Genomic DNA, 23,682 nt, shown 5'->3' on the forward strand with positions numbered 1-23,682 from the left:
TGTCAGCATCACATATCCGAGCCGACCGTGTGGTTGCCGGAACACCAATAACCGGCCAACTCAGGTCGAGCGAATCATCCGAAAATTCCCGCTCTACGGGCCGGATCAGCGAGGACGTCCCTGATCAGGAGGCCGAGGTCGGCGTCGGCGGGCAGCGGGGCGTACTTCAGGTCACACACCGGATTTCCGGCCGCGAGCACCAGCAGCCGGTGGAAGCCCTGGCCGCGTTCCCACACGGCCTCGCAGCCCACGCGGTCCAGGGCGACGGCCTGATCGGCGACGCGCAGCATCAGGCCTGCCTGGGGATCGCGGTAGAACAGGATCTGCATGCCGGACAGGTCCGCGTACAGGCCGGCGACCGCGCTGACCGCACCGGCGACGCCGCGCAGCGCGCCGGTGCCCGGGTCCAGGACGGCGAACTCGCCGAACCCGGCGTGTGCGCGCAGCAGGAGTTCGCCGTTGCCGGCGCTCGGCGCGGACGCGCGCGGGAAGCGTTGTGCCGCACGGGCGGGAGCGGAGGCTGGGGCCGGGGGCTGGCCCATCATCGGCGGGCCGCCCATGGGCATGCCTGCGCCCGGCTGAGATTGGGCGGGGGCTGTGGCCCCTGTCCCGCCGGGTGCGTAATCGGACGGCGAACTCTGCTGCGAGACAGGTCGTTCGACCGTGGCCGTGCCGTCTCCGGTGGACCCCGGGTATTCGCCGAAGGGCTGCGCGGAATCTCCTGGAGCCTGCCCGTATGGGCTCTGCGGACCGTCGAACCCTCCGGGCGACTGACCGGCCGGTGCGCCGTAGTGAGTCTGCGTGGCGTCGAGTCCACCGGGCGCCTGGACGTTCGGGTCACCGAATTGCGCCCAGTCGGTGTCGAGGCTGCCGGGCGCCACGTTGCCCGGACTCGGTGACTGCCCGTTCGAGTCCGAGCCGCCGGGAGCTTGGGGCCACCCGTCCTGCTGCTGGAAGCCGGACCCGTCCGGCCAGCTCGGCTGGGTACCCCAGCCCGACTGCGTCAGTCCGGGGATCTGTTCCGGAATGTAGGGCGGCCGGTCCGGCTGTGGGATGGCAGGGAATTCGCCCGACGCGTAGGACGGCTGGTCTGGCTGCGGTATCGCCGGGAAGGATCCTGGCTGCCCGGACTGCGATCCCGGAAGGCCGGGGAGTTGCGGAATTCGACCCGACTCGGCTCCGGGAACGTTCGGGAACTCGCCCGGCGGCACGGACGACCGATCTGGCTGAGCGGTAGGGATATTCGGGAATTCGCCGGGGACGTGCGGAGGCTGTTGAGGTTGTGGGATGGAGGGGAACCAACCCGGGAACTCAGGCGGCTGGCCGGGCTGGGCACCCGGGATGCTCGGGAACCCACCGGGGAACTGCGGCGGCTGCTGGGGCTGCGGCACGCCGGGGATTTCACCCGGAACGTATGGCGGGCGCTCCGGCTGCGGGGTGCCCGGGACCTGGTCCGGGACATAGGGCGGGCGCTGGGGTTGGGGTTGCGACGGAGGGTCGCAGGGCACCTGGTCAGGAACGTACGGCGGCTTCTGCGGCTGCGGCGGCTTCTGCGGCTGCGGCTGCGGCTGCGGCTGCGGCTGCGGCTGCGGCTGCGGCTGCGGCTGCGGCTGCGGCTGCGGAGGATTGTGCGCCGGGTCATCCGGCGGGAGGGTCCAGGGGTAGGGCTCGCGTGAGGGTTCCGGGGTGTAGTCCGGGAACTCGAACTCTTCTTCGTCGTGCGGTACGCGCGGCAGGTGCGAGCGCCAGTTCGAACGATCCGGCTGGCCGCGACCGGGGTCGGTATCGGTTCGATCGCCGGGATCTCTGTCTCCACCGTCGCCCGAGTTCGCCTCGGCATCATCGTCGGAGGTCGGCTCGCCCTCATCTTCGGATCGCGCCGACCGATCGCCGGGTGCGTCGCCACCGGTTCGATCTGGACCGCCCGAGCCGACATCGGGACCATTAACGCCACGAGTGCCTGAATCCTCACTGACCTCGTCGGTTCCGGACACAGCCGAGTTGTCGTCAGCCTCAGCCGATTCGACGGCCGGATGCTCCGATTCGACCGGTGCGGTGTCCCTGGCGGCGGCACGCTCCCCCGGCGTCTCGGAACCATCCGACTCGCGCGAATCGCGGCCTGAAGCGGTTGAATCGTCGCCCGCCGCTGCATCGGCGGTTCCCGAAACAGCCTGTCCTTCAACGGCCTCGGTAGGACCGACTTCGGGTGCAAGAGAAGCGGGAGGCTGCGGCCGGGATACCTCCGGCAACGTTTGTGACTGGCCCGGGTTCGCCGACTCGGGCGGCGTCGAAGGGGCCTCGGCAGCCGGCGGCTCTGCGGTGAGGTCCGGAGAATCGGTCGATTCCAACTCGGTCCGCGTGGTGGAAGCGACATCCCCCACCGCCGGTTCGGCGGCAGAGTTCTCCTGCCGCACCGCGGGTTCGGGAGCTGGAGATTCGGCCACCGGGGCCGGGGCTGCAGGCGGTCGCGAGGACTCCGGGTCGACGAATTGGGGCTGCGTCCTCGAATCATCGGACCCCGCAGCCTGTTCGAGCCCGACAGCCTCACTGGAGGTGGTCGCCGGGTCCGTGGAGGACGCTGGTTCAGCGGCCGATCGCCCGGCCGAACTCTCCGGAGCCGTTGCGGCGGCTGGCTGTTCGAGCTGCGCGGGCGCGGCGTTGTCCGGTGCGGGTGGGGGCTCCACCGGCATCGGCGGATACGGCGGGCGGGGCGGTTCCGATGGCATCGGCGGGTAAGCCGGACGCGGAGGCTTGGACGGCATCGGCGGATAGGCCGGACGCGGAGGTTCCGACGGCATCGGCGGATAGGCCGGACGCGGAGGTTCCGACGGCATCGGCGGATAGGCCGGACGCGGGGGCTCCGACGGCATCGGCGGATGCGCGGGCTTCGGCGGGTTCGTCGGCATCGGCGGGCCGACGGGGCGGGGCGGAGCCGACGGCACCGGGGGGACTACCGGGCGGGGCGGATAGGCGGGTGGGGGTGGCGTTGTCGGGTGGGATGCGGGGTCCGGGACCGGGCCCGAGGTCTGGGTTACCGGGCGCGTGGGGGGCTCGGGGGTGGGGAGCGGGGCGGACGACGCGGGCGTCGTCGGTGGGGTGGTGGGACCGCCGGGCTTGGCAGGGGCGGGGCCGGAATCGCCGGTGTCAGGGTCGTCGTCGGAGCCGGGTTCGTTTGAGGGGTCGAAGCTTTCCGGCGTTGTCGTGCCTTGATCCGCGACTTCGGTGTTCTCCGAGTTGTCGCGTTCCGAAGTCAGGGCTTCCACCGGATCACGAGTCGGCCCGACTTCTGCCGGATCGCGGGTTGGTGCGACCTCAGCAGGATCACGATCGGTCGCCGGCTCCGCCCGGTTGGGGGTGGTTGTCGTTTCGGGCGGAGTCGGGGTCGCCGGGTCGGGCAGGTTCGCTGCTACCCATTCGGCGAAAGCGGTTGCGCGGTAGAGGGACTCGGCGGCCGCGCGGAGGGTGGTGAAGGAATCGAAGCTGTGGGGGGTTATGCCTCGGATCGTTTGGGAGGCCAGGTCATCGAGGGTGGTGTTCAGGAGGGTCGGGGTCAGGTCGGAGGGGGCCACGTTCAGGCCGGTGTTGCGGCGGAAGTTGGTGATCGCGTCGTTCAGGGCCGACTCGGCGGCATCGCGGGAACGTTCGGCGGCCGTGTGGGGGGTGTCGGTCGCGGCGGCGGCCTGGGAGGCCAGGCGGGATTGTTCGGTTTCCCAGCGGGCGACGCGGTCGGCGGCGTCGTGCTGGCGGGCGGCCGCGTCGGCAAGGTCCAGGCGGGCGCGGTCGGCCGGTGTCAGGGTGCGGGGATCGGTGGTGGACAGCGCTTCTCGGGTCGCGGTGACCCACTCGCGGGTCAGGTCGGCAGCGGACTCGGGGCGGCCGATCAGGGCGGCGTCGCGCTGGGCTTCGGCGGCGAGTAGATCCAGGCGGGCGGTCGAGAGTTCGCGGCGGGCCGTGTCGGCGGGAGTCTCGGCCGCGCGGGACGTGGCGAGCTCGTCCGCCTCGGCGCGGGCCAAGAAGTCCTGCGCCTGGGTGTAGCGATCGGCGGCGTCGCGGACCGCGAGCAGCTCGTCGGTCCAGACATCCGTCTGATCCAGGGGGATTCGGTTCAGGCGCTCGATCATCTCGGCGGCGCGATCGGGGGTCATCGTGCTGTTGCCGGGCAGCTCGTCCAGCGCGGCTTCGAGTTCGGCTCTGGCGCTGTCGAGTTCACGTCGCCAGGCGTCTGCGGGCGACTCGTCCGGACCCGCCTCGCGAAGCAGCGACTCGCGCATGGCGTCTTCGAGCCGGGCGACGCGATCCTCGGCGCGGTGGTGCTGCTCGGCGGCGTCGCGCAGGTCCAGAACGCGCTGGTCGGCGACCGCGGGCGCGCCTATCTCGTCCGCGCTCCGGGTGTTCAGATAGTCCACGGTGCCGGGCAGGCGTTCACGGGTCAGATCCGCGTCGGTGAGCGGCCGGTCCTGGCGCAGCGGCAGTCGATCGCGGGCGTAGTCCAGCTCGGCGCGAGCCTGGTCGAGATCACGCCGCGCCTGGGCGAGATCGGTGGCGATCTCGCGCAAATCACGCGGCGGAGCAGCGGGTTCCGGCGGGTCGGTCAGCGCGCCGTGCTCCGCCGCGAGCCGCTCGAGCAGGTCGATGTCGGCCTCGCGCTCTCGTATCTCACGCCGCAGCGTCTCGATCTGCTCGGCGAACTTCGCGGGCTCGAGCCGTTCGTGCTTGTCGATCTTGCCGTCGCGGTACAGGTCGTACACGTCGGAGTAGCGTGCGTCGCGAAGGCGCTGCACCACCTCGGCCAGTTGCTCGGGGGTGAGCAGGCGCTGCCCTTCGCGCGCGCTGTCGGCGTAGCGGTCGTGCGCCGCCTGGATATCGCCGTCACGCAGCGTGTTCAGCACATCGGCGAACTGCGGTGGCGAGAGCAGCTCGTGCAGGTCCACCATCCGCTTGGTGTAGATGCCGACGACCGCGGCGTCATCACTCAGATCGACGCCGAGCAATCGCGACCAGACACTCGCGGCGCCGGACGGGTTGTCGGAAATCGGCGGCTCGCCGATGGATTCGCTCATGAGCGCGCGCAGCAGCGCGGGCGCGTCGCGATCGTGAATCGGGAGTTCACCGTCGGCGGCGCGCGGATCGGTAGCGGGGTCGTACCGCATCGACTCGCGGTAGGGATCGAGCCGGCCGAGCGTGTCGATGTAATCCGCCAGCGCCGCAAGCAGTTCCGGGCGATCGCCCGAGCGGTACAGCAGGTCGTTGATGGCGCTCAGCAGCGAGGCGGGTTTGACGCTCTTGGGATCCGGCCGGTAGCCGACGATTTCGCCGCTGACCGGGTCCTTGACGTGCTTGGACGCGTACAGGTCCTCCGGTTGCACGCCGAGGCGGCGGGCCAGCTCGTCGCGGGCGGCCAGCACGGCGGCCGAATCCGTGCCGTCCCGAAGCACTTTCGCGTAGTTGAGCAGGTCCTCGATCGCCTGCAGTCGCCGTACCGCGCGCACATCGGGATCGGCCATGGCCTCGGCCAGGTTCTGGGCCGTCAGCTCGGTGGGGTCCAGACCGAAACGGTTGGCCAGGTTCGCCAGATGCCGATCGAGGTCGTGGAAGTTGTCGATGGCGTCGCTGGTGCGGATGAAATCCGCCATGCCCTCGATCTGCGCCGCCCGCAGGGCGTTGTCGTGCCGCAGGGCGTCGATGGTGTCGCGGAGGTACTCCGGACCCAGGTCCATCTGGTAGACCGACAGGCGGGCTGCCACCTCATTGCGTTCCGCGCGAATGACATCCGGGTCGCGGGGCGCCGCCGCGGCGGTATCCGGCTCGGTGCGCACCGGCGCGTCCGGCTCCGGAATCGTGCCCTGCACGATGCGCCACGGCTCGACGCCGTCGCGCAGGACCGTCAGCGGCAGCCGGTCGCCATCGGCCTCCACATCGTGGAAACGCACCTGCGGCGGAACCACGTCGATGACCGTGACTGCGCCCTGGTCGTCGAATCCGACGATACGGTAATCCAGTTGCAGCTCACCGCGATTGAGCATCTCGCCCAGGTGCGGGTTGGCGGCCAGGGCGTCGGCCAGACGCACGTCGTGATCGGAGTCGCCGCGGATGACGACGAGTCGCTGCGGACCACCGGGTTCACCCGGGAGGATGCCGACACCGCGATCGACCATCACGCCGCCGTTCGCGTCCACCCAGTCGCGGGCGGTGCCCTCCCCCAGCTGGATCGCCTGATCGCGGGCGGCGTCGTCCAGGCGCAGGAAGTTGTCGACCGCGTCGGCGAAGTCGCCGAGCCGGTCGGCGTTGTCGCGAATGTCCACGCGCATATCGCCGATGGTGTGCGCGAGGTTGTCCGGGGACAGGGCATCCAGGTCCACGGCCAGCAGCTGCGCCCAGTTCGAGCGCTCGTCGCGGATCTGGTCGCGCATGAGCGCGGCTTCGAAGAGGCGACCCGAGCGCTCGCTGCTCAGTTCCTCCTCGGCATTGTCGAAATCGCGCGCGGGCTCGCCGCCGTTGTTGACCCCGACCGCGTCCAGGAAGGTCGGGCGCGGGCGGCGGGCGCGGTACTCCAGGTAGTCGGCTTCGAGGGGCGTGCGCGCCCGGGCGCGCGCCGCCTCGGCGCGTTCGTCGGCCAGGATCGCCTCGTTGGCGGCGCGGACCTCGCGCAGGTAGCGGCCGAGCGGATCGTTGTCGGAGAAGTTGATCTCGCGGGTGTAAGGAACCCGGCCGTCTTCGGTGTTGTAGCGGGTGGCGGCGTCGCGCAGGCCCTCGATGGCTCCGGCGCGGCGCATGAGCTCGTAGGTCGCCTCGTCGACCGCGCGGCGCAGACTCGCCGCGTCGGCGCCGGTCAGGTCGATGCCTTGCTCGCGTGCCATGCGGATCAGGTCGGTCAGGGCGGCGTCGCGCGCGTCGACCGCGTCCGCGAGCGGCTGCGGCAGGTCCGGGCTCCAGGTGTGCGCCGGCGGTTCGGGGATCTCGGGGCGTTCGGCCGGATTCTCTGGCCGTGGAACGTTTTCCAGCTGCTCCTCGCCGACCGGCATGCCCGCCAGGCGCAGGCTCTCCTCGATCTCGGCGCGCAGCACCGGGTCGGCTTCGGTGAACCACGGCTCGTACAGGTCGCCGTCTCGGGTGCGCATGGGAAGCGCGTCCGGGGAAATCGCCGCGATGCGGGCGGTGAGGCGGTTCAGGAGCGGGAGACGCTCGCGGACCTGCCACTGGGTGGCGATCTCCTTCCACAGGCGAATCGGGTTGAAACCGTTCTCGAGTCCCATCAGCACGCCGTTGTCGAGCAGGTGCCCCAGCTCCACGGCGAGCTGGACCTGCACCTGACCGTCCTGGCCCGAGCCGGACGGGTATTTCGGTGTGAACACCGGGAATCCGGCCTTGAGCTTCTCCCACTGCCTGCGGAAGAAGCCGGGGCGCGGCCGGCGTTCGACCGCACCGCCCGTGCCCGGCTCGGCCGGGAGACCGGGGCGCGGAACCTGCTCCACCACACGGCCGTCCGGGCCGTCGGTGATGCGCACGTGGATGCGTTCGCCGTCGGCTTCCAGCACGATGCGGGTGCCGTCCGCCGGATCGGGGGTGTAGTGCGTGATGGCGAGCAGGTCGGCGACATCGGCTGCGCGGCGGTAGGTTTCGGCCCGAAGTCCGTCCAGGACGCGGGCACTGTCGGTGCGCAGCGCGTCCGGGTCCACGTTGAGCAGGCGCGCCCAGTCATCTCGGGTGCGGGCGTGATCGGCACGATGGGCGGGATCGTCGGTGGCGTCATGCCGCCGGATCGCGTCGGCGAGCGCCTCGATCGCACCGGCGCGCAGGACGTTTCGGAACTGCAGGTCGCCGGCGAGCTCGGACATGCGGGCGGGGGTGAGATCGGCTTCGGAGAGGTTGAGGCGGGCGGCGATCTCGGCGCGCAGCTCGGGGAGGGAGAGGACGCGCGGCTCGGAACGAGTAGGGGCGTCGGGGCGGGTGAGGGGGCTCGGGTTGTCGGGACGTGTTGCGGAAGTGGGGTTGTCGGGCCGGGTTGTCGACGGATCGTCGCTGCGTGTGACAGCTGGGTTCTCGACGCGGGTGGTCGACGCGTCATCCGGGCGGGTGACAGTCGGGTTGTCCGGACGGGTCGTCGACGAGTCATCCCCGCGCGGCGGAGCCGGGGTCTCGACGCGAGTGGTCGCCGGATTGTCCGGGCGCGGGACGGCCGGATCGTCCGGAAGAGTAGCCGCCGGGTCATCCCCACGCGTGGCAGCTGGGCTCTCGGCACGCGTGGTCGAAAGATTGTCCGGGCGGGTGACAGCCGGATCGTCCGGGCGGGTTGTCGACGGATCGTCACCACGGGTCGCAGCGGGGGTCTCGACGCGAGTCGTTGTCTCATCCGGACGGGTGGCGGCCGGATCGTCCGGTCGGGTCGTTGCTGGGTTGGCCGGACGTGTGGTTGCGGGGTTGTCGGGGCGAGTCGTGGCCGGATTCGCCGGACGTGTGGTCGCGGGGTTGTCAGGGCGCGTCGTGGCGGGGGCGGGGTTTGGCGGGTGTGCCGGACCCGGCGCGGGACTCTGGGGCAGGGCCGGGGTGGGTTCGGTGGCGGCGAGGGGCGGGCGGGACGCGGCGTCTTCGGCCTCGGCGGCTCGAGCCAGGCGGTCTTCGAGGCCGGCGGCGCGGATCTCGGCTTCTATCGCGGCCAGTTGGTCGGGGTCGGCTTCGGTGCGCCAGTACTGTTCGCCCGCGTAGCGCTCGTCGGCGGTGAGGGGGCGGAAGTCGTCGGGGCCCATGGGGGTGGGCGGGACGCCGTTCTCCGGATCGCCGAACAAGCTTCGTGCGCGGGCCATTTCGGCGATCTCGCGGAAGGTGGCGAGGGCGTCGGGGTGTCCTGCCAGGGCCTGGCGCAGGCCGAGGGTGTGGGCGAGGCGGTCGACGTAGGCCTGCTGCTCTGGGGTGCGGGTCGGTGGTGCGCCGCGCACGCCCGGTTGGAGGAGGTGCTCGGCGAGTGCGCGCAGTGCCGGTGAAGCCAGCATGGGGTTCACGGGGGCCGGGGTGGTCTCCGGCCCGGTTGGCTGCTCCCCCAACGGAATCGGCTGGGTCTCGGCTTCGTGTATGCCTGGGATGTCGGGCAGGGTCGGCGTGTAGTTCGGGTCGGGATCGCCGAGCGTCGTTGCCGGATCGCCCGGTGTCTGCGCCACGGGAAGATCCGGCACGGTGGGGGTGTAGCCGTCCGGGATCGTGGCCGGGTTACGGGTGGTCGTCTCGGGCCGGGTCGTCGCGGGATCGGGAGCCGTCGCCGGGTCGGGCGCTGTTGACAGCTCCGGGGCGGGAGCCGCTTCTGGAGTCGTAACCAGGTCGGGAGTCGTTGCGGGATCAGGAGTCCCAGCCAGGTCGGGAGTCGTTGCGGGATCAGGAGTCCCAGCCAGGTCAGGCGTCGTCGCTGGGTCAGGCGTTGCAGGGTCAGGTGTTGTAGCCAGGTCGGGCGTCGCCGGGTCAGGTGTTGTAGCCGGATCGGGCGTCGTCGCAAGATCGGGAGTCGTTGCCCGGTCCGGAGTCGTTGCCGGATCGGCGGGGTTGCGCCCACCGGACTCGGGGGTCGCCGCGACCTCGGGGCGGCCGCCCGCCATATCCCAGAGCCAGTCGGCGCGGTCGGCGGCGATCTGGGCGTCCCAGGTCGCGGCGTCGGCGCGGAAGCGGGCGGACCACTCCTCGGGGCTTCCGGGGGTGTAGGTGTCGGCCATGCGGTGCAGCCACTCCGCGCGCTGGGTGGCCATGCGCGCGAGCCAGTCGGCTTGGGAGGCGCGCTCACGGTCGAACCAGGCGTCCGGATCGTCGGGATCGGACGCCGGGCGCAGGGGCGGGCCCGCGTCGGGCGGCTCGCCGGGGACCGTCGGGGCCGGTTCGCGGGTGCTCGGCGGGGTGTCCGGGTTGTTCTCGGTCGACTCGGGGAGGTCGAAGCTCGCGAGCCATTCGGCGCGATCGGCGTCCATGCGAGCCAGCCAGGCATCGTGTTCGCGCTGAATGCGATCGAGCCACGCGTCGGGGTCCTCGTCATCGGCGGCCTGGCGCGTGGGCGGGCCATCGTTCGGCGGCTGACCGTCTCCGGCAGCAGAGGTCTCGGGAGGCGTTGTTTCCGAGCCGGTTTCAGAGTTGTCGAAACTCGCCAGCCATTCGAGACGCTGGGCTTCCATACGGGCGAGCCAGTCTGCCTGCTCCTGCTGCATGCGCTCGAACCAGCCCTCGGAGCCCGGCTCGGGGGTGACGGGCGGGAGCTCGGCGGTGTCCTCATCCGGTTGCCGGGGGGTGGTCGATCCGTTGTCGGCCGAATTCTCGCGGCCCGAATCAGGCTGCGCGCCATCATCTCCAAAGGCTTGACGGGGCGGCTGCAGTGTCCCATCGGGATTGAAGCCGGGGCGCACGGGCGGACTCACCGGGTCCGGCGGCTGGAGCGTGCCGTCCGAATTGAAGCCGGGCCGTACCGGCGGACTCACGGGCTCGGGCGGCTGGAGAGTTCCATCCGGGTTGAAGCCCGGGCGCACGGTGGAATCGGCTGTCTCCGAGGGAGTTCGCGTGGAGTCCGAGTCGTCTGCCTCGACAGACGGGCGAACGGGAGCGTCCGCGTTGCCGGGGGCGAGATTGTCCCGCGCCACCAGGCCGGCATCGAAGGCGTCCAACAGGATTCGGTGCAGGATCTGGGCAGGCTCACTGGCGTCACGGCCGTTGAGGCGCACATCGGTGAACGCCTCCGCGAGCGCCTCGGGCATATCGAACATGCCCTCGCGGTCGAAGCTGTAGCGGCTCAGGCCGTCGTAGACCCAGTCCTCGAAGCCCGCGTCGGTGCCGCGCCGGGAGATGTACTCGTCCAGCAGCAGGTCGAAGGCGTCGAAGCGGGCCCGCATCTGGCCGCCGAAATCCAGTGCGTGCGCGAACTCGTGGATGATCGTCGTGTAGATCGGGCGGGTATCCGATCCCGGAACCAGGCCGCCGACCTCCACGCTCCGGGCCACACTGCGGGCGAATTCCTCCGGGTTGGTCGCGAAGTGCTCGTTGAGGACTATGGCGTCGGTGAGCCAGCGATTGTCGCGGCCGCCGGCCTGGGTCTCGGCATAGGTGCGCGCGGGCAGGTCGCCGATCGCCAGGGCATCCACTTCGACGCCCGGGTGGAGCCGGATCATATCGTCGATGGCCCGCGCGAACTCGCGCAAAACCTCGGTGGGAACGTCCGGGTTGTCGAAGCCGAGTACCTGGATTTCGACGTCGTCGGGGCGGCCCGCGGACAGGATTTCCGCGAGCCTGTCGGCGATCTGGGCACGATCCCGGGTGGACCAGTCGTCGTCGGGGCGCGGTGACCAATCCGGGGTTCCGGGTGCGGGGTCGGTCGAATCCGGCTCCGGGCGTGTGGTTTCGCCGTCGGGTCGGTGCTCGGCGGGGTCCTGGGCGTTCCGGTCAGTACCCGGGGCGGGGTCCTGATCCGATGTGCTGCGCCGAGCGGGTGAGTCGGGATCCGTGCGCGGGGTGGTCGCGTCGTGGGGTTGTGCTTCGGCGGGACGGGTGGGATCCGATGCCTCGAGCCGGGGCGAGAGGTCAGGGCCGGGGCGGGCGGGTTGGTCGCCATCGTTCCTGGCGCCCTGATCCGAGTCGGGGCGGATCGGAGTCTGGTCCGTTGGTGGCGGGTTGATGCGGGGGTTGGGCGACTGGTCGGCGGCGGCGTCCAGGAGAGACCAGTACAGGACCTTCGCCGCTTCGGAAGCGTTGTCGCCGTTGGACTCCACATCGGCGAACGCCTCGGCGAGAGCCTCGGTCGCGTAGAAGCTCCCGTCCTCGCGGAAGCTGTAGCCGCTGAGCTCGGTGATCCAGGCGTGGAACGCCTCCACATCCATGCCGCCGCGGGTCGCTTCGAAGTGATCCGCCAGGGCGTCGAAAGCCCGGTCCCTGGCTTGCATTTGGCCTTCGAAGTCCAGGGCGTGGCCGAACTCGTGCAGGATCGTCGAGTGGACGGGGCGGGCGCCTGAGCCGGGGACCATCCCGCCGAGGGCCTCGTTGCGGGCCAGGCTGGCCTGGAACTCCACGGGGAAGGTGGCGAACCGTTCGTTGAGGACCAGCCGTTCGGTGTACCAGCGGCCCGAATCATCGCGGGCGGGTGCGGCTTCCGCGTAGACCTTGTCGTCCGCGATCGGCTCGATCGAGACGCCGCGCAGGTCGATCGTGGGATACCGGGTGAGCATTTCCTCTATGGCGCGGGCGTATTCGCGCATCACCTCGGTGGGGACGTTCGCGTTGTCGAAACCGATCACCTGGATCGGGACGCCGTCGGAGCGGCGGTCCGAGAGGATCTCGGTGAGCCGGTCGGCGATCTCCACACGGTCGCGTCTGGACCAGTCGTCGTCGGGGCGGGGAGACCAATCCGTGTCGGGCACGGTGTCGTTCGACGGATCGTGGCCGGGTTGAGTGTCGGCAGTGGTGTCGGTCGCGTCGACGTGCACACCATCCGGATGCGGGGGCGCGTCGGCATGGTTCGGCATCGGCGAATCGCCGGCGGGGTTCGGCTCGGAACCCCAGTCGCTGCCGTCGAAGAACTCGGGGCCGTCGGGATCGTCGTCGGGTGACTGGCGGCGGGGCGGTTCGAGACCGTCGGGGCGGGTGGCGTTCGGATCGACGCCGTCCGGATGGGTCGCATTCGGATCGACGCCGTCGGGGCGAGTGAGGGCGGGATCCGAGCCGTCGGGGCGGGTCGCCTGTGGATCGATTCCGTCGGGGATCGTTGTATCCGTGCGGGTTTCGGGTGGCGGGTGCGGGCCGGCGGCGGGTGGGAGCGGGGTGCCGAAGGGCGGGGTCGCATCCGGGCGGGTCGGCGGAGAGCCGTAGCTGCTTTCGACGCGGAGCTGTTCCAGGAGGGCCTCGGCTCGCAGGCGAGCGACGGTGCCCTCGAGGTCGTTGACCAGATCGGCGAAGGTGATGTCGAACTGGTCGGCGAGGATACCTAGGTCCTCCACCAGTTCGCGGCGGCGCTGACCGGCCTCGCGGTACTCGTCGCCGAGGGGACCGTCCAGGGAGGGGCGTTCGTTGCCGTTGTTGACGCCCTGGTTGTCCAGGAAGGTGACGGCGTCGGGACCCAGCAGTTCGCGCAGGTAGCGCTGACCGGCGTCTTCGGTCACGCGGCCGGCGGCATCCAGGGGCAGCTGGTCGCTGAAGGGGACGCGCTCGTTCTCCGCCACATAGCGACGGGCGAGGGCCTCCAGCTCGTCCACCGCGTCGACTCGGCGCTGTGCGCGTTCGCGGGGGTCCAGCAGGTCCTGGGTCACATCGGCCGGCGGGGTGTCCGGCAGGCGGGCATCCAGGAGGTCCCAGTTCTGCCGCAGGCGCTCGGAGACCTCGACCTGGGCTGCCAGGTCGGGGTCGGCTTCGGTCTCCCAGTAGCGGTTCGGAGTTCCGTCCTCGTTCACCGGGATCGCGAAATCGTCGGCGCGATCGGCCTTTACGCCGCGCCAGAACTCCCGGATTCGGCTGCGCCCCCGGTACAGCTCGACGAGCTCCTTGATCGCCCGGATGAGGGCGTCCGAGCTGTCGAGTTGTGCTTTGCCTCCGAACAGGGCGGTGAGACCCTCCCACGCGAAGGAGGCGCCGAAGCTGTCGTTGTTCGATCCCGACGGGTGGCGCAGGATGTTCGCGTGCTGGCGGAGTAGCTCGCGAATCTCGTCGCGGATCTGACGGAGCCGTTCGAGGAGGCTCGGCGCTTCGGGCCGGACCGGCAGCGGGGCGGTGGGCAGGTCAGGGCGGACGTCGAGCGGAAGCGTTTGCTGCCGGGTGATGTCCGTGCGGGTCGAGGTCGGGGTATCGGGGCGGGTCGTACTCGCGAGGTCGGGGCGAGTCGTCGCGGCGAGATCAGGCCGAGTCGTCGCGGCGAGGTCCGGGCGGGTTGTCGCGGCCAGATCAGGACGGGTCTGCTCGGCGATCGGAATGTCCGGGCGGGTCATATCCGTACGCGTGCGGTCGGACCGGGGGATGTCGGTGCGCGTCGTCTCCGGCCCCGAAGATCGCCAGGAGCCGTCCGGGTTACGGGCGTCGGGGCGCCACTTGCCATCGGCGTCTCGCAGCATGCCCGGCGGATCGCCCGGACGCTGCCACGAGCCATCGGGATTGCGTTCGGCCACCGGAGGTTCCGAGTCGAGGCGTTGCTTGGAGCCGCCCTCGTGCTGGCGATCGGTGGGCGCTTCCGAATCCGGGCGCTGCCACGAGCCATCGTCATTACGACGATCTGCGGCGGCGTTGGACTCCGGGCGCTGGAACGAACCATCCCCGTTGCGACGATCCGCGGGCGCATCCGAATCCGAACGATCGAGAGGGGCGGTGCCGTCGGGTCGGGTCGGGTCCGGGAGTCGGAAGGATCCGTCGGGGTTTCGTTCTCCACCTGGGGATTCCGGGGTGCGGGCGAAACCGGCGTCGATAGCGTCGCTGATGGCGCCGAGGCCGTCGTCTATCCGGCGCTGTAGCTCGTCCAGGCGCCGGACGGCATCGTCGAGTACGTCGCCGGCGCGGTCCACGGCGTCGGCGAGGTTGGGCTCCTCGCCGCGGGCGGCCGCGTCCAGGCCGCGTTCGACCAGGCGATCCAGGGCCGCGAAGCCGTCGTCTATCCGGCGCTGCATGTCGTCCAGGCGCGACTCCGATTCGGCGATCAGCGCATTCGCGCGATCGATCGCTTCGGCCGTGGTCGGGGGCTGGATTTCCTGGGTCGGCGTGGCGTCCGCGTCCGGGTTCGGGGGGACGGTCGAAGCATCGGCGCCGGGGTTGCGGCCGCGCTTGGGGGACTCGTCGCCCGCGTCCAGCACCTCGGGGCGTGCGGCCGAGGGGTCGCGGGTGCTGGTCGCGTCGTCGGCGATGCCGGTCAGGAGGTCGTAGAGAACCTGGGCGGGTTCACTCGCGTCGTCACCGTTCAGTTCGACATCGGTGAAAGCCTCGGCCAGGGCTTCGGTGGCGTCGAACGTGCCGTTGTCGTCGAAGCCGTAATCGCTGAGCTGGTGCAGCCACTCCTGGAAGCGCGCGTTCTCGGCGTCGGTCCAATCCTGGATGTTGTAGGTGGCTTCGTAGTGGTCCACCAGCGCGTCCAGGGCCTGTGCGCGGGCGTCCAGATATCCGGCGAAGTCCAGGGCGTGGCCGAGTTCGTGCACGACCGTCGAAAACACCGGCCGGGCAGACGAATTGGGTACCAGGTCACCCGCCTGTTCGTCCTCTGACACGGCGTTCGCGAAGCGTTCGGGCGTGGTCATCCAGTCGGCGTTCAACACCAGGCGCTCGGTGACGATGCTGCCGTCCGAACCCCACGCCGACAGCGCCTCGGCGTAGTTGTCCGGGTCGTCCATGCCCTGGATGGAGACCTCGCGCAGGTCGATCGCGCCGTACCTGGTGACGATGTCGTCGACCGCACGGGCGAACTCCCGCAACACTTCCGGGTGCACGTCCGGGTTGTCGAAGCCGAACGTCTCGATGCCGTGCAGCGTACGCAGCCGCTCGGAGATCTGCTCCGGCGTGCGGTTCGACCAGTCGTCGACCGGCGGCCCGTCGTCGCCGTACAGCGCCGAGTTCACCGCCGCGTCGTGGGCGGCCTGTGCCTCCGGATCCCTTGCCGCTCCACCGTTTTCGGGCCGGGGTCCGGGTGCCTCCGCCGAGTGATCCCCGCTCGAGCGGCGGGCCGCGATGGGCGCGGGCCGCTCGCGCGCCTCACGCTGCGAGGGTGCGGACGCGTCCACCGGGAACGGGATGACATTGTCGGGACGGGGGCCGTCCGGGCGGGCGTCGCCGGGCTGCAGAGGGACCGACGGGTCATCCTCGCCGCGGGAACCGGGATCGCGAGGCGCAGCGGCGCTTTCCGCTGCGCGGTCCTCCGATCCGGAGCGAGCGTCGGCGGGCAGGGTATCGGTTGTGGTTCGCGGCGCAGTGCTGTGGCCGGGCGGCTCATTCGTGGTCGGCACCGTCTCGGGGTCCACGGGCCGGTCGGCGGGAGCGGTGGTGTCGGAGTGGAGCGCAGTATCCGCATCAGCACGTGCTCGAGGCTCCGACGATGGTGGCCGATCGGCATCGCTACGCAGGTCCGAGTCCGTGCGTGAACTCGCATCGGGATCCGCGTCGGCACGGAAAAGCGGGTGCGTGTCCGAACGAGTATCCGCATCCCGGACAGCGCTGGGATCCGCAGATGGGTCCGCATCGCCACGCGCAGTGACATCGGAGTCGACGCGAGGACCGGAATCAGCGCTGAGACCGGAGTCCGGGCGCGCGGCCGGGTCGGAATCGGTTCGGGGGACGCCGGCATCCGAAGTCGTGTCGGTGTGCGGACCATTCTCGCGCGTCGGCGCGAGGTCGGCACGCGGGGTGGAGTCGGCGTCGGCACGGGGGGATTCGCCCGCGTCGGAAGCCGCATTGGCACGCGGGGTGGTGTCCGCATCGCTGCGAGAAGAATCGCCGGCGCCCGGGGCGACATCGGCACGCGAGCCGACATCGGCGAGGGGCGCGGCGTCGGGGCGGAGGGCGGGACCGAGGTCCGGGCGCGAGGGCGCGGCGGGAGCTCGGTGGTCGCCGGGGGTGGCGGTCGACCCGGGTGAAGTCGTGGACGCGGGCGAGGTTGTCGACGTCGGTGAAGTAGTCGGCGCGGGGGCGGCGGCGGGTGTGGGCGTCGCGGCGGATGGCGACATCGGGGCGGGGGCCGCAGTCGTCGCGGGGGCGGAATCCTGTGAATGGTCCGGGGAAGTCTGCGTATCCGAATGGTTCGGCGACGCGTCGGGGGTGGTGAAGGGCGCCGAGGTCGGATGCGCGGCTTCGGCGCTCACGGGGGTGAACCCGTCGTGGGTCGACGGATCGGTCGTGTGGGTCGGTGGGGCGTCCGAGGGGGCCGCGGACACCTCGGCCGCCGGGGGTGCGGCATCGTCGGAGAGGCCCGCTCGAGGGGATTCGGCTGCCGGGTCGGATGGGCTGTCGGCGGACTGATCGGCCGACGCGGGGGCGTCCGCGCGGGGGGATTCCGCATCGGGGTGGGCGGACGAACCGTCCATGCCCGCGCGGGTGTCGGTCGAGCCGCCCGGGTTGGCGGGGGCATCCGCGCGGGGTGCGGACGATTGTGGAGCGCTCGAGGCGGGTGAGCTCGGGCTGTGGCTCGCGGGGGCCGAGGCGGGAGCGCTGTGGGACGGAGCCGCCGCGGTGGGAGCCGCAGCCGCGGGAGTGGTGGTCGGGCCCGCCGCTGTCGGGGCCGCAGGGGTCAGCGCCGGGTTCGTGGTCGGGTCGGGCATCGAGGCGCGTGGGGCGTTCGACTCGGAAGTCTGTGGCGCGCCGCGGAGGTCGTTGGTGTCGTGGGCTGCGGGGCGGGTTCGATCCTCGCCGCGGGTGGGCTCGTCGGCGGCCGGATCGCCGGCGCGGTTGTTCTCGCCATCGGTCGTGGGGCGCCTGCTCGGGTCCTGGCCGTCGGTCGTCGGGCGACTACTCGGGTCCTGACCATCCGTCGTCGGACGCGTGCTCGGATCCTGGCCCGTCGGGCCGGTGGCGGGGTCCAAGCCCGGCGTCGGCGGGTCGACGTCCGGGGCGCGCGGGGGCGCGGGCGGGTCGCTGCTGCCGTCGCCGCCGCGTGAATTCCAGAAGTTGTGGGCGGCATGGTGATTCATGCCGGACATGGCGCCGTTGGAGGCGCCGGCGGTGAGCATGCGCCAATCCCACTGGGTGTTCGAGAGATTCTCGACCGCCTGGTCCCAGCCGTGCTGTGCCACGTCGAAACCGAACTGGGCGCCCGTGGCCGCCACGAAACCCGCTCCGGCACCGGCCAATCCCGCGCCGATGCTGGACAGACCCGCGCCGCCGATGCCGTCCAGACCGCGGCGGGCCAGGTTGTTGCCGAGCCAGCCGCCGAACGGGCCCGCCGCCGCGCCGCCCGCGGCCGAGCTGATGGCGGTGACGCCGACCTGGGTCCAGTTGATCTCCTTACGGGAGCCCTTGGACACCTGGTACTGCTGAATGCCGATTTCCTGGACTGTGCCGAGCGTGAAATCGATGGCCACGTGGCGGAGCAGGAATTTCGCGAGCGCGGAGCCCGCCATCTTCGCGGCGAACCGGGCGATGGCGGCGACCGCCCGGGCGCCGATGATGCGCACCGCCACGCGGGTGAGCGCGATGGCCGCCGCTTCCACCGCCGGTGCGGTCGGCGGAAACACCCACGCCGCAATGAGTTCCGCCGCCAGCAGACCCAGCGACGAATAGAACATCAGCTTGGTGTATTCGATCTCGGTGCCGGTGTCGTGCGCCGATTCGCCGATGGAGTCGAAATACTTGGCCAGGTCGGGAATCGAGGTGCTGTCGTCGGCGTCGGTCTTGCCGCTCAACAGGTCGAAGGCCTCGGCCATCTTCTCCGAACCCTTGCCGTCCGGGTAGGAGGCCAGGGTGGCGTAGCGCGCGTCGCCGACCTCGTCGAGCAGGCCGCGCAGCCCGTCGGCGGCGGTGCGCCAGTCCTGGGCCAGATTCCACATCTGGTCTTCGTTGCCGTCGGGCCATTCCATGCCGACGATCCAGCCCAGCCATTCGAGTTCCGAGGGCAGGTAGATCATGGTGCGCTAGCCGCCTCGGGGCGCGCGGTCACCATCCCGAATCGGTGGCCCCACCGGATCGACGCGGCGGCTCCGAATCCAGATCCGCCTGCGCGGCAATACGTTCCGGCGATTTAGGCGGCGCGGTGGAGACCACCGGCGGCTCCGGGATCGCCAGCTCGCGGCTCAGGTCCGGCATGCCGGGCACGAGATCGCTGAGTTTGGGCAGTCGATTGCGGTTCTGCGACACCGGGGCCATGAGCTCCCTGCCCTTGCGAGCCACGTCGGCGGCGGCCTGCTGCGCGGCCTCGGCGACAGCGGCGGCGATCTCCGGATAGTCGAGATCGGCTATGTCCGAGGCGAATTTGACCTCGATGACCGTGCCGTCGGCGTTCACGGTGACCGTGACGCGTTTGCGCACGGTCGCCGACGCCGTGAGCACCGCCCGCTGACGCTGCAGCCCGGTGATCGTGCGCATCTGCCCCGCGAAATCCTCGAGGATGTCGGACAGGTCGGCCTTGGCGAACTCGTTGCTCATGGTCGGCGCCTACTTGAACTGACTGCCGTTGGATTCGTCCATGCCCGCCAGCTTCTCGGCGGCCTCGGTCTGGCCCTTGGAGAAGTTGCCGAAGGTGCCGGCCATGTTGCCCGCGCCCTTGATGATGTTCTGGCTCGACTTGTCGTAGCCGCTGTCGCCGTCGAAGAAGTTCCGGCCCAGGGTGTCATCGCCCCAGGGCCGGCCGCGGCCGTCGGCGCTGGATACCAGTGTGTCGACGACCTTCTCGATGCCGTCGCGTACCTTGCCGGTCTTGCCGGCGGCGGTGTTCAGCAGGTCCGTGTACGTCTTCAGCCGGTCGTTCACACGGGTGAGACTGTCAGGTCCGAGCAACCGGATCTTTGCTGGAAAGTGAACGGAGAGTGCCGTTCCCAGGGAATCGGCACTCTCCGTTGTTCATCACACCCGGGGAAGACGTTCCGATTCAGAAAGCCCAGCTGCGGGCATCCCCGTCCTGCCACTCCTCGGCTTGGTCATCCTGATTTTCCATGTGGGCCAGCACGTCACCGACACAGCGTCCGATCCGCTCCACGAACTTCTGAGTCGTCACACCGACCGCGGTCCGAACCGGGGCGTCCAGATCGGTCAGGTACCTGCCGTCACCCGCGATATCGCGGAGCAGCAGTATTCTCTCCATCCGGCCGCGCGGGCCGAACTTGGAACGCCCCTGGCCCACCAGGAACGTCCCGGTCAGTTCCGCGGGCGTGGACAGGAAGGCCATGCTTCGGGTTTCGACGGAATCGTCGAAACTGTCGAACGCGAAGGATTGCGAGTCCGGATCCGGGTCGTCGGCCGGGGGCTCGGTCACGAGCTGAATCTCCGAGAGCCGTCCCGGGCCGACATCGGGGAGCAACGCGACCATCATCGCCGGGATCTGCTCGGGCGTGCACTCGACGACCGTGAAACCACCACTGTGCATGTCGGTTTCGCCCGGCTTCATGGTGATGATGCAGGCACGCAGCCCACTACGCAGAGCACGGGCGCGAATCCACTTCTCCGGATTCTCGAAATCGCTGTCGCACCAACCCTGTAGGACGTAGAGCAATTCCGGGCGCGCGATGGTGTCGATCATCGCGTCGAAGCTGCTGCCGAGCCGCTCGTCGAGCCGCGCGCCCGCCGCTGCCAGCTCGCGCTGATAATCCGCGAGACTCGGTGTGCGACTGACATAGGTGAACGGTGGCAGCATCGAATCGGACCAGTGCCGATTGCACAGTACCTTGAACTCGACGTCGGTGAATTCCCACTTCACGCTTCTACCACCGGATTCGGTTCCGCCGGTCGACCGGCTTGCGGATCAATGGCGTGGACGAGCGGTTCGAGGAAGTCAACCGGGGCCGGCTCGGCGTCCGCACCCGCCGTGACCGAATCGACCAGCGCACCCTCGGAGAACCCTGCGCTCACGCCGAGTACGGGCGACACCGGAGAGGTATCGAGGCCGGCTCGCGCGAACAGGTTGGTCAGCGCGGCGGCGGGATCAGCGCTGGCGGCGCCGACGACCGGCGTCACGAGCGCGGCACCCGAAGGGGTGTTCTCCGCGGGCAGACCGGCGACGGGCACGGCAACCTCGGGCGCCGTCGTCAGACCCAATAGCTGAGACAGGTCGGCCAGTTTGTCGGGAGACTGCTGAATCTGGGCGAGCGCCGCGGTGACCTTGTCTTCCGGCACACCGAGCAATTGGGCCAGCGTCGTGTTGTCGCCGGACTTCAACGCGGTGTCGAGCTGTGTGAGCAAGGACGGTAGCTGTTGCAGCGCAGTGGATCCCGCACTGACCAGCGCACTGAGCGCGCTCGTGATCTGCGACAGGCCCTGACTACTGTTCGACCCGCTGGATCCCGCTCCGGAAGAGCCCGCTCCGGTGGCGCCGCCGAGCGAGCCCGAGCCGGTGCCACCGATTCCCGCTCCTGGCTGTTGACCCTGGCCACCCGGCTGGGTCGGCATTTCACCGGGCTTGTCCTGCGGCTTGTCTTTGTCCTGGGGTTTGTCTTTGTCCTGCGGCTTGTCTTTATCTTGGGGCTTGTCCTTGTCCTGCGGCTTGTCCTTGTCTTTGTCTTTGTCCTTCGGGTCCGGCTGTTTCTGCTGGGGCTGCGGCTGGGGCTGCGGCTGCGGCTGCGGCTGTTGCTGATTGCCACCCCCACCGGGGCCGGTCGGTGTCGTCGGCTCCGTCTTCTTGTCGTCGTCGCCGGGCTTCTTGGTGGTCTTGTCGTCCTTCGGGTCGGCGGGAAGCTCCGGCTTTGCGGGCGGAGCGGGTGGAACCGCCAGGGTCGGAAGCGCTTTCGCGGTCTCCTGCAGCGGCTTGTTGTAGTCGCGGTCGAAGTACCGCTGGTGATCTTCGAGCCGTTTCTGCTTGTAGCAGCCCGCCGCGGGATTCTCCGGGGTATCGGGACACGTCCGTTTGGTCCAGCCGACCCACTGATCGGTGTAGTCCAGGCTCGCACCCATGGTTCGCATCTTCTCGACGAACGGATCTACATCCAGCGCGTACTGCTTGATCGCGGCTCGCGCGGCATTGCCGCTGCTCCCCCGCCAGTTGTCGTTCTTGTCCCACGTCTGAATCATGGTTGTGAAGTTCTTGACCCTGGACTCGACGAGTCCTGCGATGTCGTTCCACAGCTTGCTCGCCGCGCGGTAGGTCTGCGGCTGAAGTTCCACCCCGAGGTCGTAGAGCGGCTTCCAGAGCATGGCATCGGCGTTCTCCTCCGCGAACACCGTCTCGGTGTCCTTGTCCCCCTTGTAGTTCTTCAGCCGATCCGGCAGCTTCGGCGGGTCGTAGGAGAGCTTGTAGTCCGCGGGTTTGGGTGTGTCCAGGTTCGCCGAGACCTTGGGTATGGCCGTGTCTTTGATCGCGTTGAAATCATCGACGGAGGTCTTTTCGGACTCCGCGAACGCCTTCGACGCCGCCCGAAAGGTCTCGGCCATGTTGGTGAGCGTGTCGACCTGAATATCGAACAGGTCCAACAGATATCCACCCTGCCTGCTGTAGGCCAGCGCCAGCAGCTCACCCGAGCGCATCGGGACGGTGCCGATCGTCGGAATGTTGTTCAGCTTGCCGGTCGTCGCCATATCCCGGAAGGCCCGGAACTCGGTCAGCAGCGTGGTGGCCCCGTTGAATCCCGCCTTCGCCGCCGTCGGATGGAACTTCACCGCTCCGCCCGGAGCCTCAGCGGCCTTCCGCAGGCCGGCCCACGCCGTGTTGTCCTTGTTGTCAGGTGCCATCGGTATCTACTGCCACTCCGCCCGTTTCCAACAGTTCGATCCAGCACAGCCTACTTTCGTGAACTACCGATGGCGCAGAGGGAAATTCGTTCCGCCGCCCCTAGAAGTAGGGGCAGCCACGCTGATCGGCCGGCCGGCTCGGGTCCCACCCTGCCCCGAAGTAGGCCCTGGCCTGCTGCGAAGATCAGCGTGTGCGAGTACTGGTGCAGCGGGTGAGCTCGGCGCGGGTCAGCGTTGACGGGGAAGTTGTCGGTGCGATCGACCCCGGGGCCGTTGGCGTCCCACACGGGCTCGTGGCGTTGGTCGGGGTCACGCACAACGACACCGAGACCACCTCTAAAGCGCTGGCGGACAAGCTTTTCCGGCTGCGAATTCTCGACGGTGAGCGGTCGGCCGCCGACCTGGGCGCGCCGATCCTGGTGATCAGCCAGTTCACGCTGTACGCCGACACGGTCAAGGGGCGGCGGCCCTCCTGGAACGCGGCCGCGCCGGGGGCGGTGGCCGAGCCACTGGTGGAGCTCTTCGCCGCGACGCTGCGGGAGTTGGGCGCGACCGTCGCCACCGGGCGGTTCGGGGCGCACATGCACGTGGAACTGGTCAACGACGGGCCGGTCACGCTGATGCTGGAAGGGTGACCGCGACAGTCGCGAACTTATCCCTCCGCACGGATCGGGATGGACGCCGGCCGGTCGAGCACGTCCGGCACGCGACGCCCACGCGAAGCGTGTGACCGGCAGTTTCGGCGGGACGAGCGGGAGCGCGCCTAGGGTGGCGGGATGCTGATCTGGATCAACGGGCCGTTCGGCGGGGGCAAGACGCAGACCGCGTTCGAGCTGCATCGGCGGCTGGCCGGAAGTGTCGTGTGTGACCCCGAGATGGTGGGGTTCGGGCTGCACCGAACCATGCCGCGGGAACTGCGGGAGGACTTTCAGGACTTGACCGCTTGGCGGCAGGGGGTTGTCGAGGTGCTGGACCTGGTGCTGCACAAGCACGACGGAGTGGTTATCGCGCCCATGACGGTGGTCGAGCCCGCGTACTTCGCCGAGACCGTGGGGCGGCTGCGCGAAATCGGGCACGACGTGCGGCATTTCGCGTTGCTCGCCGAGCGGGAGACTGTGCTGCGGCGGTTGAAGGAGCGGGAGCTGTTCGGGCTCCGGCACGAGAGTTTCGCTGTCGCGCAGGTGGATCGGTGCTTGAACAGCTTGCGCGGCAGCGAATTCGGTGAGCACATCGAGACCGATCACATCGGCATACCGGAGGTCGCCGACCGGATCGCCGCCTCGGCCGGAGTGACGCTGACACCCAACACCGATGGTCCGCTGCGGGGGCGGCTGCGGCGAGCCCTGGTGGGCGTCAGACACATTCGGATCGCGTAGCCGGAAGCACGGCGGTTGGCACGATGTC

At 69.9% G+C, this 23,682-nt stretch carries 7 protein-coding genes; 2 read left to right on the forward strand and 5 right to left on the reverse strand.

Features of this window, described 5'->3' with window-relative positions; translation table 11 throughout:
- Nucleotides 1-74: 74 nt before the first annotated feature.
- The 5 genes from ACWDOP_RS04715 to ACWDOP_RS04735 form a co-directional block, all read right to left on the reverse strand.
- Entirely contained in the window at nucleotides 75-18,530 is an 18,456-nt protein-coding gene (locus ACWDOP_RS04715) for a WXG100-like domain-containing protein (protein WP_456343945.1), read from the reverse strand.
- Between the two features lie 28 nt (nucleotides 18,531-18,558).
- A complete protein-coding gene (locus ACWDOP_RS04720; RefSeq protein ID WP_456343946.1) occupies nucleotides 18,559-19,047 on the reverse strand; it encodes a YbaB/EbfC family nucleoid-associated protein in 489 nt (162 codons plus the stop codon).
- Nucleotides 19,048-19,056: 9 nt separating this feature from the next.
- Nucleotides 19,057-19,371 carry a hypothetical protein gene (locus ACWDOP_RS04725; protein WP_456343947.1) on the reverse strand — a complete coding sequence of 105 codons (315 nt, stop codon included), beginning with the start codon at nucleotides 19,369-19,371 and terminating at the stop codon, nucleotides 19,057-19,059.
- Between the two features lie 118 nt (nucleotides 19,372-19,489).
- Nucleotides 19,490-20,314: an ESX secretion-associated protein EspG gene (locus tag ACWDOP_RS04730; RefSeq protein ID WP_456343948.1), complete on the reverse strand. Its 825-nt coding sequence runs from the start codon at nucleotides 20,312-20,314 to the stop codon at nucleotides 19,490-19,492.
- On the reverse strand, nucleotides 20,311-22,278 hold the full coding sequence (locus ACWDOP_RS04735; protein WP_456343949.1) for a hypothetical protein: 1,968 nt from the start codon (nucleotides 22,276-22,278) through the stop codon (nucleotides 20,311-20,313). The genes ACWDOP_RS04730 and ACWDOP_RS04735 overlap by 4 nt, the downstream gene beginning before the upstream one ends.
- Nucleotides 22,279-22,469: 191 nt before the next feature.
- Here ACWDOP_RS04735 and dtd point away from each other — a divergent pair, with 191 nt between their 5' ends.
- Both dtd and ACWDOP_RS04745 read left to right on the forward strand, forming a co-directional pair.
- Complete coding sequence (gene dtd / locus ACWDOP_RS04740; protein ID WP_456343950.1) at nucleotides 22,470-22,913, forward strand: D-aminoacyl-tRNA deacylase; 444 nt, start codon at nucleotides 22,470-22,472, stop codon at nucleotides 22,911-22,913.
- Between the two features lie 141 nt (nucleotides 22,914-23,054).
- Nucleotides 23,055-23,654, forward strand: a complete 600-nt coding sequence (locus ACWDOP_RS04745) for an AAA family ATPase (protein WP_456343951.1) — start codon at nucleotides 23,055-23,057, stop codon at nucleotides 23,652-23,654.
- Nucleotides 23,655-23,682: the final 28 nt, after the last annotated feature.

The organism is Nocardia sp. NPDC003693 (genome assembly GCF_053981095.1).

What these genes read in the sequence shown, in the direction of transcription:
- ACWDOP_RS04715 (WP_456343945.1), bottom strand. Translation starts at nt 18,530, where the DNA reads ATGATCTACCTGCCCTCGGAACTCGAATGGCTGGGCTGGATCGTCGGC.
- ACWDOP_RS04720 (WP_456343946.1), bottom strand. Translation starts at nt 19,047, where the DNA reads ATGAGCAACGAGTTCGCCAAGGCCGACCTGTCCGACATCCTCGAGGAT.
- ACWDOP_RS04735 (WP_456343949.1), bottom strand. Translation starts at nt 22,278, where the DNA reads ATGGCACCTGACAACAAGGACAACACGGCGTGGGCCGGCCTGCGGAAG.
- ACWDOP_RS04745 (WP_456343951.1), top strand. Translation starts at nt 23,055, where the DNA reads ATGCTGATCTGGATCAACGGGCCGTTCGGCGGGGGCAAGACGCAGACC.